12 protein-coding genes are annotated in these 14,153 nt (G+C 66.1%); 6 read left to right on the top strand and 6 right to left on the bottom strand.

The window, feature by feature from the left end; genetic code table 11:
- Positions 1–70 precede the first annotated feature (70 nt).
- A complete protein-coding gene (locus tag QX073_RS17875; RefSeq protein ID WP_315752258.1) occupies positions 71–871 on the bottom strand; it encodes an ABC transporter ATP-binding protein in 801 nt (266 codons plus the stop codon).
- A 25-nt stretch (positions 872–896) separates the two neighbouring features.
- Positions 897–1,898 (bottom strand): ABC transporter substrate-binding protein, encoded by a 1,002-nt coding sequence (locus QX073_RS17870; RefSeq protein ID WP_315752323.1) that lies wholly within the window; start codon positions 1,896–1,898, stop codon positions 897–899.
- A 122-nt stretch (positions 1,899–2,020) separates the two neighbouring features.
- Between QX073_RS17870 and QX073_RS17865 the strand changes: the two genes are divergently transcribed.
- The 6 genes from QX073_RS17865 (at position 2,021) to QX073_RS17840 (ending at position 10,601) form a co-directional block, all read left to right on the top strand.
- Positions 2,021–2,851 (top strand): creatininase family protein, encoded by an 831-nt coding sequence (locus QX073_RS17865; protein WP_316226113.1) that lies wholly within the window; start codon positions 2,021–2,023, stop codon positions 2,849–2,851.
- 146 nt (positions 2,852–2,997) lie between these two features.
- A complete protein-coding gene (locus QX073_RS17860) occupies positions 2,998–3,279 on the top strand; it encodes a hypothetical protein (protein WP_316226112.1) in 282 nt (93 codons plus the stop codon).
- A gap of 346 nt (positions 3,280–3,625) precedes the next feature.
- The gene (locus tag QX073_RS17855; protein WP_316226111.1) at positions 3,626–5,611 is read left to right on the top strand and encodes a carbohydrate porin; all 1,986 of its coding nucleotides are present in this window, start codon (positions 3,626–3,628) and stop codon (positions 5,609–5,611) included.
- Between the two features lie 257 nt (positions 5,612–5,868).
- The gene (locus QX073_RS17850; protein WP_315752262.1) at positions 5,869–7,179 is read left to right on the top strand and encodes a hemolysin family protein; all 1,311 of its coding nucleotides are present in this window, start codon (positions 5,869–5,871) and stop codon (positions 7,177–7,179) included.
- Between the two features lie 371 nt (positions 7,180–7,550).
- Positions 7,551–9,284: an ABC transporter permease subunit gene (locus QX073_RS17845; protein ID WP_315825485.1), complete on the top strand. Its 1,734-nt coding sequence runs from the start codon at positions 7,551–7,553 to the stop codon at positions 9,282–9,284.
- A 15-nt stretch (positions 9,285–9,299) separates the two neighbouring features.
- Entirely contained in the window at positions 9,300–10,601 is a 1,302-nt protein-coding gene (locus tag QX073_RS17840) for a nitrate/sulfonate/bicarbonate ABC transporter ATP-binding protein (protein WP_315752264.1), read from the top strand.
- An 11-nt stretch (positions 10,602–10,612) separates the two neighbouring features.
- Here the strand turns inward: QX073_RS17840 and QX073_RS17835 are convergent, their stop codons facing one another.
- The 4 genes from QX073_RS17835 to QX073_RS17820 form a co-directional block, all read right to left on the bottom strand.
- The gene (locus QX073_RS17835; protein WP_316226110.1) at positions 10,613–10,930 is read right to left on the bottom strand and encodes a cupredoxin domain-containing protein; all 318 of its coding nucleotides are present in this window, start codon (positions 10,928–10,930) and stop codon (positions 10,613–10,615) included.
- 9 nt (positions 10,931–10,939) lie between these two features.
- Positions 10,940–11,461 (bottom strand): DUF4142 domain-containing protein, encoded by a 522-nt coding sequence (locus QX073_RS17830; RefSeq protein ID WP_315752265.1) that lies wholly within the window; start codon positions 11,459–11,461, stop codon positions 10,940–10,942.
- Between the two features lie 96 nt (positions 11,462–11,557).
- Positions 11,558–12,244, bottom strand: coding sequence for an RNA polymerase sigma factor (locus QX073_RS17825; protein WP_315752266.1), 687 nt, complete (start codon positions 12,242–12,244; stop codon positions 11,558–11,560).
- Positions 12,245–12,325: 81 nt separating this feature from the next.
- Positions 12,326–13,951 (bottom strand): FMN-binding glutamate synthase family protein, encoded by a 1,626-nt coding sequence (locus tag QX073_RS17820; RefSeq protein WP_315752267.1) that lies wholly within the window; start codon positions 13,949–13,951, stop codon positions 12,326–12,328.
- Positions 13,952–14,153 lie beyond the last annotated feature (202 nt).

The following is a 14,153-nucleotide window of genomic DNA, read 5'->3' as shown; positions in this document are numbered from 1 at the left end:
ACCAAGGCCGGAAAGGCGAGGCTCGCCAGCCGCTCGCCCGCAACGGATGTCGCTCGCTCGGAGGCACCGCTCACAGCGCATGCACTCCGGTGTAGGCCGGCGCCAACGCGTCGGAGACGCGACGGCAGTATGCGGCGTAGTCCGGCGAGGCCCGGAACGCATCATCGCGCGAGTCGACGTCGATCCGGATTTCGGCACTGAGCCGGCCGGGCCGCGCCGTCATCACCAGCACGCGCTGCGACAGGTAGACCGACTCGAACACCGAATGGGTGACGAACAGGACGGTCATGTTCAGGCTGCGCCACAGCGCCAGCAGGTCGTTGTTGAGGCGAAAGCGCGTGATCTCGTCGAGGGCCGCGAACGGCTCGTCCATCAGCAGGATGTCGGGCCGCGTCACCAGCGCCCGCGCCAGCGAGGCGCGCATCTTCATGCCGCCGGACAATTCGCGCGGGAAAGCATCGGCAAAATCCGACAGGCCGACCTGCGCCAAGGCCGCATCGATCCGCGGCCGCGCCTCCATGGCCGGGACATGCGCAAGCTTCAACGGCAATCCGACATTGTCGCGCACGCTGGTCCAGGGCATCAAGGTCGGCTCCTGGAACACGAAGCCGATGCGATGGCCCGGATGCGTCTCGGACGCGGACGCCGCGACATCGACCGCGCCGCCGCTCGGGCGCGCGAGGCCTGCGATCAGCCGCAGCGCCGTCGACTTGCCGCAGCCGGAGGGGCCCAGCAGCGAGACGAACTCGCCTTTGGCGATGGTCAGATCGATCGGCCCCAGCGCGGCGACGCCGGACTCGTACACCTTGGTGACGCCGCGCAGGCGTACCGCGGTCGCAACGGCGCGCTCGGACGAAAGGGGTGAGCTCATTTGCTGAAAGTGCCGCTCAAGCGTCCTACTTCTTCGGCCGGAGATCGATGCCGACGCTCTTGTTGACGAAACGCAACGTGTAGGACTTGCGATAGTCGATCGTCGACTTGACCACGCCGGCCCGCACCATCTTGTCGAAGAAGCTGGCGATGCGCTCCTCCGTCATGGCGCCGATGCCCTTCTCCACGCTGTCGCCGGAATCGACGATGCCGTACTCCTTCATCTTGGCGACCGAATAGGCCAGCAGGTCGTCTGTCATCTCCGGGTTCATCTTCTTGATCAGCGCATTGCCCGCGGAATTGTCGCCGTAGATGTAGTTGTACCAGCCGATGATCGAGGCATCGACGAAACGCTGCACCAGGTCCGGCTTGCTCTCGATCAAGTCGCGGCGCGTCTCGATCAGGGTCGAATAGGTGTTGAAGCCGTTGTCTGCGAGCAGGATCACGCCGGGCTTGAAGCCGGCGGCGCGCTCGACCGCGAACGGCTCCGACGTGACATAGCCCTGCATTGCGCTCTGCGGCGTGGCGATGAAGGGCTGCGGATTGAACGTGTAGGGGCGGACGTTCTTCTCGGAGAAACCGTATTCCGATTTCAGCCATTGATAGTAGCTGGAGATGCCTTCCTTGGAGACGAACAGGGTGAGCGGCTTCAGCTCGTCGAGCTTGGTGATCCTGGACTCCGGGTGGGTCAGGAACACCTGCGGGTCCTTCTGGAACATCGCCGCGATCGACACCACCGGCACGTTGTTGGCGACCGCGTCGAACGACATCAACGTGTTCGCGGCCATGAAGAACTCGATCTTGCCCGAGATCAGCAGCATGCGGTTGTTCTCGTTCGGACCGCCCGGCACGATCGTCACGTCCAGACCGTAGCGCTTGTAGGTGCCGTCGGCGACCGCCTGGAAGAAGCCGCCGTGCTCGGCCTCGGCAACCCAGTTGGTGCCGAACGAGACCTTGTCCAGGGTCTGGGCATGGGCCGCCGAAATCATCCCGCCCAAAGTCCCGCCGAGGACCAGCAATGCCGCCATTAACGTTCGCGGCAGAAGCGCCTGCGCCATGTCTGGTCTCCCCGGTTCTTTCTGGCTGAACATGTTAAGATCGTTCGGGTGATACCTACCCTGCCCCACGGACGAAGGAAACTGCCCGCGCGATGACCCTGCCGCCCCGCGACTGGACCGAGCTGCACTGGCCCGCTTTGGCAACGCCCGAGGCGGGAACGCCCGAGAGCGCGCGCTGGATCGCAGTGCTGCCGCTCGCCGCCACCGAGCAGCACGGCCCGCACCTGCCTCTCGGCACCGACGTCTACATCGCCGAGGCCTATCTCGCCCAGGTGCGCGCGCTGCTGCCGCCGTCGCTGCCGGTGACGGTCCTGCCGGTGCAGCCAGTGGGGATCTCGACCGAGCATATCGACTATCCGGGCACGCTGACCATGCCGACCGAGGTCGCGCTGCGGAGCTGGCGTGCGCTCGGCGACAGCGTCGCGCGCGCCGGGATCAGGAAGCTCGTGATCGTCTCCAGCCATGGCGGCAACAGTGCCGCGATGACCCTGGTCGCACAGGATCTGCGCGCTGATCACCGCATGCTGGTGGTGACGACGTCGTGGTCGCGCTTCGGTGCGCCCGACGGCCTGTTCTCGCCCGATGAGCTGCGGCACGGCATTCACGGCGGCGCCGTCGAGACCTCGATCATGCTGGCCCGCCATCCCACGCTGGTGCGCAGCGATGCCATCGCCGCTTTTCCCTCGCGCGGCGCTGAGATGGAAACGACCTACAAGGTGCTCTCGACGCAGCGGCCGGCGCCGATGGCCTGGCAGACGCAGGACCTGAATGCGGGCGGCGCGGTCGGCGATGCCACGCAGGCGTCGGCGGAGAAGGGCGAGCGCGTGCTCGACCACGGCGCGCGGGCGTTCTGTGCGCTGCTGGAGGACGTCGATAACTTCGACGTGAATACGCTTCGCCGCGGCCCCCTGCCGGGCGGCTGAGCCAAAGATAACACTCTGGATCTTCTGATGAATCTTCGAACGGCGTCGATCGCGATCAGGCGGTTCGAACCGGTTTCGAAAAGGCTCCGTCCAATTTGGCAAGCGGCCGACGCCGGCTGCCGCAACAACAAACAGGAGCCTTCACCATGTCGATCAAGACCAAGATTGCCGCCCTCGCGCTGACCGCTCTCGCCGTGACCGGCAGCATCGCCGCAACGTCGACGCCTGCCGCGGCCAACGGCTTCCATCATCACCATTGGGGCTGGGGCGTCGGTGCCGGCCTCGTCGGAGCCGCCGTCGTCGGCAGCGCCATCGCCGCCAGCAACGACGGCTACTACTATGGCGGTGGCTATCGGTACTGCCGCCGGGTGCCGCAGTACAACGTCTACGGCCAGTATGTCGGCCGGGTCAGGGCCTGCGGCTATTGATGCTGCGGCGTTCGTCGCGCCCCGCCCAGCCGCGGCCAAGGCTCGCCTCGCCAAATTCGCCAAGGCCGGGCGTCTACCTGCCCCGATCTGCGATCTCGACAGCCCGCCCGGCCGCCCGGGCGGGCCGATTGTTGCGTGGGCGCCACACCCTCGATCAGAAACCGGGTCAGATCGCCCCACGCTTGCTCTTGCGAATTAATCGCAATATAAATCATCCCTGAATTGCCGCGTGTCATCCACACTTCCGATCAAACATCGACGACTCCGTAATCTTCTCGTGACTGTGCGCGGGCAATCAGTTGTGACGTTGCCTGTGTCGTTTGCCTTGCCTTGGGAATCCGCCGCCATGATCCGTTCGAACTGCACCCGGGAAGTGATCGCGGCCGGCGCCATGATCGCCGCGCTCGCTGCCCCCGCCGCTGCCGCCGACCTGCCGGTCAAGGCCCGGATGGCGCAGACGGTGTTCGACTGGACCGGCATCTATGTCGGCGTCCATGCCGGCTATACACGTGACCACGGCCGGGCGACCCTGACGGACCCGAGCGGCACGGTCAGCAGCGGCAGCCCGTTCAGCGGTCTCACTGGCGGCGTTCAGGCCGGCTACAACTGGGTCACCCGCTCCGGGCTGTTGCTCGGGCTCGAGGGCGATTTCAGCTTTCCGAACTATCTCACCTCCAACCACACCGTCGCGATGCTCGGCACGCCCGGCTCGAACGTCTCGGAGCTGTGGGACTATGTCGCCACCGCCCGCGGCCGCGTCGGCTACATCAGGGGCGACTGGCTGGTCTATGCCACCGGCGGACTTGCCTGGACCGGCGGCCGCTTCATCAACACCAATGCAGCCGGCGACACCGAGAAACTGCTGACGACGCGGCTCGGCTGGGCCGCCGGCGCCGGCATCGAACGCAGCTTTGCACCGCATTGGAGCTGGCGCCTCGAATATCTCTACAGCCATTTCGAGAACGGTGGCGTCCGCTTCTCCAACGGCGCCAGCTACAATTCGCAACTCGACTTCCAGACCCTGCGGGTCGGGCTCAACCGGAAGCTCGACTTCGCCAGCGGTCCCGACCTGAAGCTCAAGAGCGATCCGTCCGATCCCGAATCCGACCGCTGGGAGATCCACGGCCAGGCGACCGTGATCGGCCAGGGCTATCCGGCGTTCCGCGCCGCCTATACCGGCGCCAACAGCCTGACACCCGCGCGCCAATTCCAGGAGACCTGGAGCAACAGCCTGTACATCAACGCGCGGCTGTGGGACGGCGGCGAGGTCTACTACAATCCCGAGCTGCTGCAGGGCTTCGGCCTCAGCAACACCGTCGGACTCGGCGGCTTCCCCAATGGCGAAGCGCAGAAGTCCGACTTCCCCTATCCGCACTACAACACCTCGCGGCTGTTCCTGCGCCAGACCTTCGGCTTCGGCGGCGAGCAGGAGCAGCTCGGCAGCGGCCAGCTGCAGCTGTCCGGCAAGCAGGACATCTCGCGTCTCACGGTGCAGATCGGCAAATTTCCGGTGCTCGACGTGTTCGACGGCAACGCCTACGCCAAGGATGCGCGCAAGGACTTCATGAACTGGTCGATCTGGGCGCCCGGCGCCTTCGACTACGCCGCCGACAAGCTCGGCCTGACCTATGGCGCCACCGCCGAGCTGAACCAGAGGAACTGGGCGCTGCGCGCCGGCTATTTCCTGGTCGACGCCACCTCGAACTCCAACAATTTCGACACGAACGTGTTCAGGCGCGGCAGCTATGTCGTCGAGCTGGAGACGCGCTATCAGCTGTTCTCGCAGCCGGGCCACCTGCGCACCATCGGCTTCTTCAACAACACCTTCTCCGGCAGCTACCGCGAGACGCTGGACAATCCCGCGCTCAATGCCGACATCACCCAGACCCGCCGCGGCCGCCCCAAATACGGCTACGTCGTCTCTTTCGACCAGGCGCTGTCAGACGAGCTCGGCCTGTTCGGCCGCTGGAGCTGGAACGACGGCAAGACCGAGATCATGGCCTTCACCGACATCGACAACAGCCTGTCGTTCGGCACCTCGATCAAGGGCACGCGCTGGGGCCGTCCCGATGATACGATCGGCCTCGCCGGCGTGACCAACGGGCTGTCGCGCGACCACCGCGCCTTCCTCGCCGCCGGCGGCCTCGGCCCGCTGATCGGCGATGGTGCGCTGAACTATCGGCGCGAGAACATCATCGAGGCCTACTACGCCTACTCGATCAACAAATACCTGACCTTCACGGCGGACTACCAGTTCGTCAACAACCCCGCCTACAACGCCGACCGCGGCCCGGTGTCGATCTTCTCCGGGCGGTTGCACGGAGATTTCTGAGGGCGACAGGCTGCGCCGCCGTCGAGGCCTGCAGTCGAGCGCCGATGAGAGCCACAATTCGCGCCAAGAATGGGTGTCGTCCGGGCTCAAGGCCGGGACGACAGCGGAGGATGATGCGCCCGTCGGTGCGCCAAGCTGACCTGCCGCCAGGGTGCAGTCCCCCATGCGCTTACCGCAATGCGGCATTGGGCGCTTGCCATCCCCATATGCTAGGACCTGTCTCCATTCCCCGCCCCTTCGGGCGCTCACAGGTCGAAATGCTCTCAGTCGAACTCGCCATCATCGTCGTCCTCATCGTCGTCAACGGGCTGTTGTCGATGTCCGAACTCGCGATCGTCTCGTCGCGGCCGGCCCGGCTGGCCATGCTGGCCGAGAAAGGCGTGTCCGGCGCGCGGCGGGCGCTGACGCTGGCGTCCGACCCGGGGCGGTTCCTGTCGACGGTGCAGATCGGCATCACCCTGGTAGGCGTGCTCTCCGGCGCGTTCTCGGGCGCCACGCTCGGCCAGCGCCTGACGCAATCGCTGCTGGAGCTCGGCCTGTCGGCTTCCGTCGCCGACATCGTCGGCGTCGGCCTGGTCGTCACCATCATCACCTATGCCACGCTGATCGTCGGCGAGCTGGTGCCGAAGCAGCTCGCGCTGCGTGATCCCGAGGCGATTGCCGTCCGCGTCGCGCCGGCCATGCAGGTGCTCGCCAAGGTGTCGCTGCCGCTGGTGGTCCTGCTCGACCTTTCCGGCAAGCTGATCCTGACGCTGCTCGGCCGTTCCGGCGAGGCCGAGGAGAAGGTCTCGGAGGCGGAGATCCATCATCTGGTGCGCGAGGCCGAGACTGCCGGCGTGCTCGAGCCGGGCGAGAAGGAGATGATCGCCGGCGTGATGCGGCTCGGCGACCGCCCGGTCGGCGCCATCATGACGCCGCGTCCCGAGGTCGACGTCGTCGACCTCAACGACGATCCCAAGGCCATTCGCGAGCTGCTCGCCAGGAGCCCGCATTCGCGCCTGCCGGTGTCGGACGGCGAGCGCGACCGTCCGATCGGCGTGCTCCAGGCCAAGGACCTGCTGGCGGCCTATCTGCGCGACGAGACGCCGGACCTGCGCAACCTGGTGCGCGAGGTGCCGATCATTCCCTCCACCGTCGATGCGCGCGACGTGATCGCGATCCTCAAGGTAGCGCCCGTGCATATGGGGCTGGTCCACGACGAATACGGCGCGTTCGAAGGCGTCGTGACCGCGGCGGATATTCTGGAGTCGATCGTCGGCGCATTCTCGTCCGAGCAGGGTCCCCCCGAGCCCGCCTGCGTCCGCCGCGACGACGGCTCGCTGCTGGTCTCCGGCTGGATGCCGCTCGACGAGTTCGCCGACGTCCTCGCCATCGAGGTGCCGCCACATCGCGGCTATCACACCGTCGCCGGCCTGGTGCTGCAGCACTTCGGCAGCGTGCCCGAGGTCGGCCAGAGCTTCGAGCTGCAAGGGTGGCGCTTCGAGATCATCGACCTCGACGGCCGCCGCATCGACAAGATCCTGGCGACCAGGCTCGCGCCGGAGGGCGGCGAGCCGAATGTGGGGTAGCTGAACCCGTGCTGTCGCCGCAACGACAGTGCGCCCCGCCGGAGCATTCTCGCACCCGCATCGCATCTGCCATGCGATGCGACCTCCCTCGCACGCGGCGGAGGCGCAGATCGAGCGAGTGGCGCGCGATCAGGCATACCCCGGACAGCCGATGTCGCGGGAACGTGAAGACGCGGCCTGCGTATCCTTTGATAGGCCGACATGTGGTACCGGATCCCGGCCGCCGCCGCTTGATATCAAACCATCACACAGGGCACTTAGGGTACGGATTCGGTCGGCAGCCCCAGCCGGCGCGAACCAGCCCATACGCCATGACAAGCACCGTCCGCAGCCACCGCCGATGGCTGCGGACGACGAGACGAGACACGCCGATGATGCTTCAGGAGCTCCGGACCACAGTGCTGCGCGACGCCGTCCGTCCCAACATCTGGGACGTGGTCGCGCTGGTGATCGTGGTGGGCGCGATGGTGCTGATCGTCTATGGCGGCGAGCAGACCACCCAGCCGCTGTCGGCGCTGGATACCGCCCCGGTGTCGCTCGATCCGGCCAACCTTCCGCTCTACGCGCTGCGCACGACCTTGCGCATGCTGCTCGCGATCGCGTGCTCGCTCGTGTTCACCTTCGTCTACGCCGCGCTGGCGGCCAAGAGCCGGCGCGCCGAGATCGTGCTGATCCCGCTGCTCGACATCCTGCAGTCGGTGCCGATCCTCGGCTTCCTCACCTTCACCGTCGTGTTCTTCATGAACCTGCTCCCCGGCAAGGTGCTCGGCGCCGAGCTCGCCTGCGTGTTCGCGATCTTCACCAGCCAGGCCTGGAACATGACCTTCAGCATGTACCAGTCGATGCGCAACGTGCCGAAGGATCTGGAGGAGGCGACGCGCAGCTTCCACCTCTCCGGCTGGCAGCGCTTCTGGCGGCTCGACGTCCCCTATGCGATGCCCGGCCTGATCTGGAATGCGATGATGTCGATGTCCGGCGGATGGTTCTTCGTCGTGGCCTCCGAGGCGATCACGGTCGGCAACACCACCGTCACCCTGCCCGGCATCGGCTCCTACGTCGCGCTGGCAATTCAGCAGAAGGATCTCGCCGCGATCGGCGCCGCGCTGCTGACCATGCTGCTGGTCATCACCGCCTACGATCAGCTGCTGTTCCGTCCGATCGTGGCCTGGGCCGACAAATTCCGCTTCGAGCAGACCGCCTCGGGCAATCCGCCGAGCTCGTGGATGCTCGACCTGTTCCGGCGCACCCGCGCGCTGCGCTCGCTGTCCGTCCCGTTCGCCGCGGTCAATCGCGCCGTCTCGAACCTGCGGATCAACTGGCCTAAAACCTGGAGCGGCCCGGTGCGGCACGCGCCACCGTCGCAGCTCGTCGACGGCCTCTGGCTCGCCGTCGTCGTTCTCGGTTGCGCCTATGCCGGCTGGAAGACGTACCTCTACCTCTCGGCCACGCTGGCGCCCGCCGATGTCCTCTCCGCCATCGGCTATGGCCTGATCACGCTGATCCGCGTGGTGGTGCTGATCGGGCTGGCGTCGCTGATCTGGGTCCCCGTCGGCGTCTGGATCGGGCTGCGGCCCAAGCTCGCTGAGCGCATCCAGCCGCTGGCGCAGTTCCTCGCCGCCTTCCCGGCCAACCTCGCCTTCCCGGTGTTCGTCGTGCTGATCGTGCGCTTTCGCCTCGACGCCAATGTCTGGCTGAGCCCGCTGATGATCCTGGGCACGCAATGGTACATCCTATTCAACGTCATCGCCGGTGCCAGCGCCTTCCCGACCGACCTGCGCGAGGCGGCCGCGAGCCTGCACCTGACCGGCTGGCGCTGGTGGTTCAAGGTCGTGCTGCCCGGAATTTTCCCCTATTACATCACCGGCGCCATCACCGCCTCGGGCGGCTCATGGAACGCGGCGATCGTCGCCGAGGTCGCGAGCTGGGGCGACACGCATCTGACGGCGTCGGGGCTCGGCGCCTACATCGCCGCGGCGACGGAGCGCGGCGACTTTCCGCGCGTGGTACTCGGCATTGCCGTGATGTGCATCCTCGTCACTCTGTTCAACCGGCTGCTGTGGCGGCCGCTGTATGCCTTCGGCGAGCGCCGGCTGCGGCTCGGCTGACCGGGAGAGATCATCATGCGCGACCAGGTCAAGGACACATCGCTGATCGAGATCAAGAGCGTCAGCCGGCTCTTCCCGAAGGGCAGCGGCGAGGATCTCGTCGTGCTGGAGAAGGTCGACCTCACGATCCGAGCCGGCGAAATCGTCGGCCTGCTCGGACGCTCCGGCTCGGGCAAGTCGACCCTGCTGCGGATCATCGCCGGCCTGGTGTCGCCATCCTCAGGCGAAGCACGATGCCGCGGCGAGATCATCGCCGGCCCCCCTGTTGGCGTCGCCATGGTGTTCCAGTCGTTCGCGCTGTTTCCCTGGCTCACCGTGCTGCAAAACGTCGAACTCGGCCTGGAGGCGCTCGGTGTCGACAGTGCCGAGCGGCGCAAACGCGCGCTGGCCGCGATCGACCTGATAGGTCTCGACGGTTTCGAATCGGCTTTTCCGAAGGAGCTGTCCGGCGGCATGCGCCAGCGCGTCGGCTTTGCCCGCGCGCTCGTCGTGCATCCTGACCTCCTGCTGATGGATGAACCGTTCTCGGCGTTGGACGTGCTGACCGCCGAGACGCTGCGCACCGACCTCGTCGATCTCTGGACCGACGGCCGGCTGCCGATCAAGTCGGTGCTGATGGTGACGCATAACATCGAGGAAGCGGTGCTGATGTGCGACCGCGTCCTGGTGTTCTCGTCCAATCCCGGCCGCGTCGCCGCCGAGTTCAGGATCGACCTGCCGCATCCGCGCAACCGGCTCGATCCCGCGTTCCGCCAGCTCGTCGACAGTCTCTATGCCCGCATGACGCAGCGGCCCGAGCCGAAGCTGCCGAGCACCGCCAGCGCCGGCGTGGGCATGGTGCTCAACCACGTCTCCTCGAACTCGATCTCCGGCCTGATCGAGACGCTAGCCGGCGAACCCTATAATGGGCATGCCGACCTGCCGGTGCTGGCGGGCCATCTGCAGCTCGAGGTCGACGAGATCTTTCCGCTGGCCGAGGCGCTGCAGCTCTTGCGCTTCGCCCAGCTCAGTGAAGGCGACCTGACCTTGACCGAGGACGGACGGCGGTTCGCCCATCAGGAGACCGACGAGCGCAAGAAGCTGTTCGCGAAGCATTTGATGGAGAACGTGCCGCTGATGGGGCTGATCCGCCGCGTGCTCGACGACCGACCCTCGCACGCCGCTCCGGCTGCGCGCTTCCGCATCGAGCTCGAGGACTACATGTCCGAGCACTACGCCGACGAGACCTTGCACACCATCGTGTCATGGGGCCGCTATGCCGAGCTGTTCGCCTATGACGAGCAGTCAGAGACCTTCAGCCTGGAGAACCCGCATTGAGGCCAACGGCGTCACGGCGCGATGGTCAGTGTCGCCTTCATGTTGGGATGAAAGCGGCAGTAGTAGTCGACCGTGCCCGCCTTCTTGAGGACCGAGCTCACCGTCTTGCTCGGCGGCAAAGTGACATCGAAGGCGCCATCCCGCGCCGTGGCCGTATGAGCCAGCGCATCCTTGTTGACCCATTCGACGGTATCGCCGACCTTGGCCGAAGCCGCGGCCGGCGAGAATTCGAGCTTGTCCACCAAGATCCGGATCGTGGCAGCGCGGGCCGGAACGATCATGGCGGCGAGCACAACCACACTCACGAGAGTGATGCGTCCCGACAGCATCGGATCGTCCTACTTCAGATCCGCCGCGACATGCTCGGCGTGCTGCTCGTGGCCCTGGAAGAGCTTCAGGCCGGTCTGCAGCAACTCCTTCAGCTCGGCGTTGGTTGCGGACGGAATGAGCTGCGTCTCCAGCGCGCCGTTCACCGTCTTGTGGTAGGCGACCTCGTTGGCGATATAGGCCTTGTCGAATGCCGCGCCCTTGAGCTTGCTGAGCTCGTCGAGCTTCTCGCTCGCCTGCTTCGACAGCGCGCGGCTGGTGTCGTTGTCTTCCGGCGTCACTTTCAGCTTCTTGACCAGGGCGAGGGCCTGCTTGTTGACCGCCTCGTGGTCCCGCACCATGCCTTGCGCGAACTCCTTGACCTCCTTGCTGCCGGACTTGTCCAAGGCCTGCTTCGCCGCCTTGATGTCGATTTCGCCGGCAGTGTAGGCGATATGGGCGATCTGCGGATCGCTGAGCTTGGCGCCCTGCGACAGCGCGACACTGCTCGTGAGGCAGAGCGCGAGGGCGATCGTACCGATATGCTTGAACATGGTTCTCATCTCCTGTGCCGCCGGACCTCGTGGCCGGCGGGTGAATGACTGCACAGGGATTGGATGAAAAGCGGGAGCCGACGTTCCCGAGAATCTTCAGGTCGGACGTCGAAGACGATCGAGCACGGCCTCGGTCAGCCGCTCGCAACGCGGGCCGGCGAAGGGAAACGCGTCCAGAAGGACGGGACCGATCTCTTTTTCGACGTTCTCGCGCAGCATACCGCGGGCGCGATGCAGGCGCGTCTTCACGGTCTCGGGCTTCAATCCGAGCAAGTCCGCCGTCTCGTCGATGCTCATCTCCTCGATCACGCGGGCGATGAACACCAGGCGAAACGGCTCGGACAGGTCATCGATCGCCCGCTCGACGACGGCCTGGATCTGGCGCTGCGCCACCGACTTCTCCGGATCGCTCGACGTGGCGGGAAATTGGATCACCTCGGCCCGAGGCTTGTTCTCTCGCTCCGCATCCAGTTGCAGTGCCGGTCGCCGCCCGCGCAGCCGCCCCATCGCCTCGTTCATCGCGATGCGAACCAGCCACGTCGACAGGCTGGACTGGCCGCGAAACGCGTCCAGGTGGGTGAGTGCCCGGACATAGGTTTCCTGCACGACGTCCTCCGCCTCGCTGTCGTTGCGCAGGATGCCGCGGGCGATCCGGAACAGGCGGCGGTTGTTGGCCTGCAGGATGGCCCGAATGGCCGCCTCGTCGCGGGCTTTCGCCCGTCGGATCAGGTCATCCTCGCCGCTCGTCGCCGCGGAGACCGTGGTCGCTGTGGTCCAAGGCATTGTCGATCATCCAAGCTGAGTACACGTGGCTTAGATGGAATTGGAGCCGGAAAGTTCCCAAGAACGATCACGCAAGGCGTTTCACTGCACCGCCGCAAACGTATCGGCTCGCGCCATCGCCCAGGCGTCGCGGAAGCGGACGTCCTGGGTGCCCTCGAGCAGTTCGCCCGGCCGCAGCGATGGATACAGCTTGGCAAAGGAGGAGACATCGGTGGTCGACGTCCGCTGTGAGAAGTGGATGGGCCGCAGATCCTGCGGATGCTCGAGGCCGGCGGCGGCGAGCAGCTCGGCCAGCGCATGCAGGGTCGCGTGATGATAGTTGTAGACGCGGTCGAGCTTGTGCGGCACGACCAGCGCGCGGGCGCGCGTCGGATCCTGCGTCGCGACGCCCGTCGGGCAGCGGTCGGTGTGGCAGCTCAAGGACTGGATGCAGCCGAGCGCGAACATGAAGCCGCGCGCCGAGTTGCACCAGTCGGCGCCGATCGACATCGCGCGCGCCATGTCGAAGGCGGTGGCGATCTTGCCGGAGGCGCCGATCTTGATACGATCGCGGACGTTCAGCCCGACCAGCGCATTGTGCACGAAATTGACGCCCTCGCGCATCGGCATGCCGAGGTGGTCCATGAACTCCAGCGGCGCCGCGCCGGTGCCGCCCTCATTGCCGTCGACCACGATGAAGTCGGGATAGATGCCGGTCTCCAGCATCGCCTTGCAGATCGCAAGGAACTCCCAGGGATGGCCAATGCACAGCTTGAAGCCGGCCGGCTTGCCGCCCGACAGCCGCCGCATCTCGCCGATGAACTGCATCATCCCGATTGGCGTCGAGAACGCGCGGTGCGCCGCCGGCGAGATGCAGTCCTCGCCCATCGCGACGCCGCGGATCTTGGAGATCTCCTCGGACACCTTCGCCGCCGGCAGCACGCCGCCGTGGCCGGGCTTGGCGCCCTGGCTGATCTTGAGCTCGACCATCTTGATCTGCTCGGCGGCTGCGACCCGCGCGAACGCGTCGGGGTCGAACGTGCCGTCATGGCGGCGGCAGCCGAAATAGCCGGATCCGATCTCCCAGATGATGTCGCCGCCCATCTCGGCATGGTACGGGCTGAAGCCGCCCTCGCCGGTGTCGTGCGCGAAGCCGCCGCGCTTGGCGCCACCATTGAGTGCGCGCACCGCATTCGGGCTCAGGGCGCCAAAGCTCATCGCCGAGATGTTGAACACCGAGGCGGAATAGGGTTTTGCGCAGTCGGGGCCGCCGATGGTGATGCGGTATTTTTCCTCCGCACGCGGCTTGGGCGACATCGAATGGTGCATCCATTCATAGCCCTCGCGGTAGACGTCTTCCTGGGTGCCGAACGGGCGCTTGTCGAGCACCATCTTGGCGCGCTGATAGACCACCGCACGGGTGTCGCGCGAGAACGGCATGCCGTCCTTCTCGCTCTCGAAGAAATACTGCCGCATCTCAGGCCGCATCTCCTCGAGCAGGAAACGCAGGTGTGCCGCGATCGGGTAGTTGCGCAGCACCGCGTGGCTCTTCTGCATGAGGTCGCGCACGCCGAGCAGGGTGAGCGCGCCGAAGATCAACAGCGGGATCAGGACGAGATCAAAGATCTTGCGGTCGTAGATGCCGAGGATCAGCAGCAAAGCGGTCGCCGTGGCGCAGATCGTCAGCACGATGAAGCGCGGCGAAAACGGGAGCAGCAGCGTATCCATGGAAGGCCTCGGGGCGGCTCGTGGAAGATCGATGATCACGATACTACTGATATCGCGAAGCAATCGTTACACAAGCGCGCGCAATCGGCCATCGATCATATCACAACGTCGATAGCCGCCTTCTATCGACTGCCGCGCTGCGGGATCGAGCCGCAGCGCCGGGCCGGCCTCCGGGACGCCCAGCGCCGCTACGCGTTGCTCG

The organism is Bradyrhizobium sp. SZCCHNS3052, from assembly GCF_032484495.1.
GTDB lineage: Bacteria > Pseudomonadota > Alphaproteobacteria > Rhizobiales > Xanthobacteraceae > Bradyrhizobium.
This window is presented reverse-complemented; position numbering and strand designations above follow the sequence as displayed.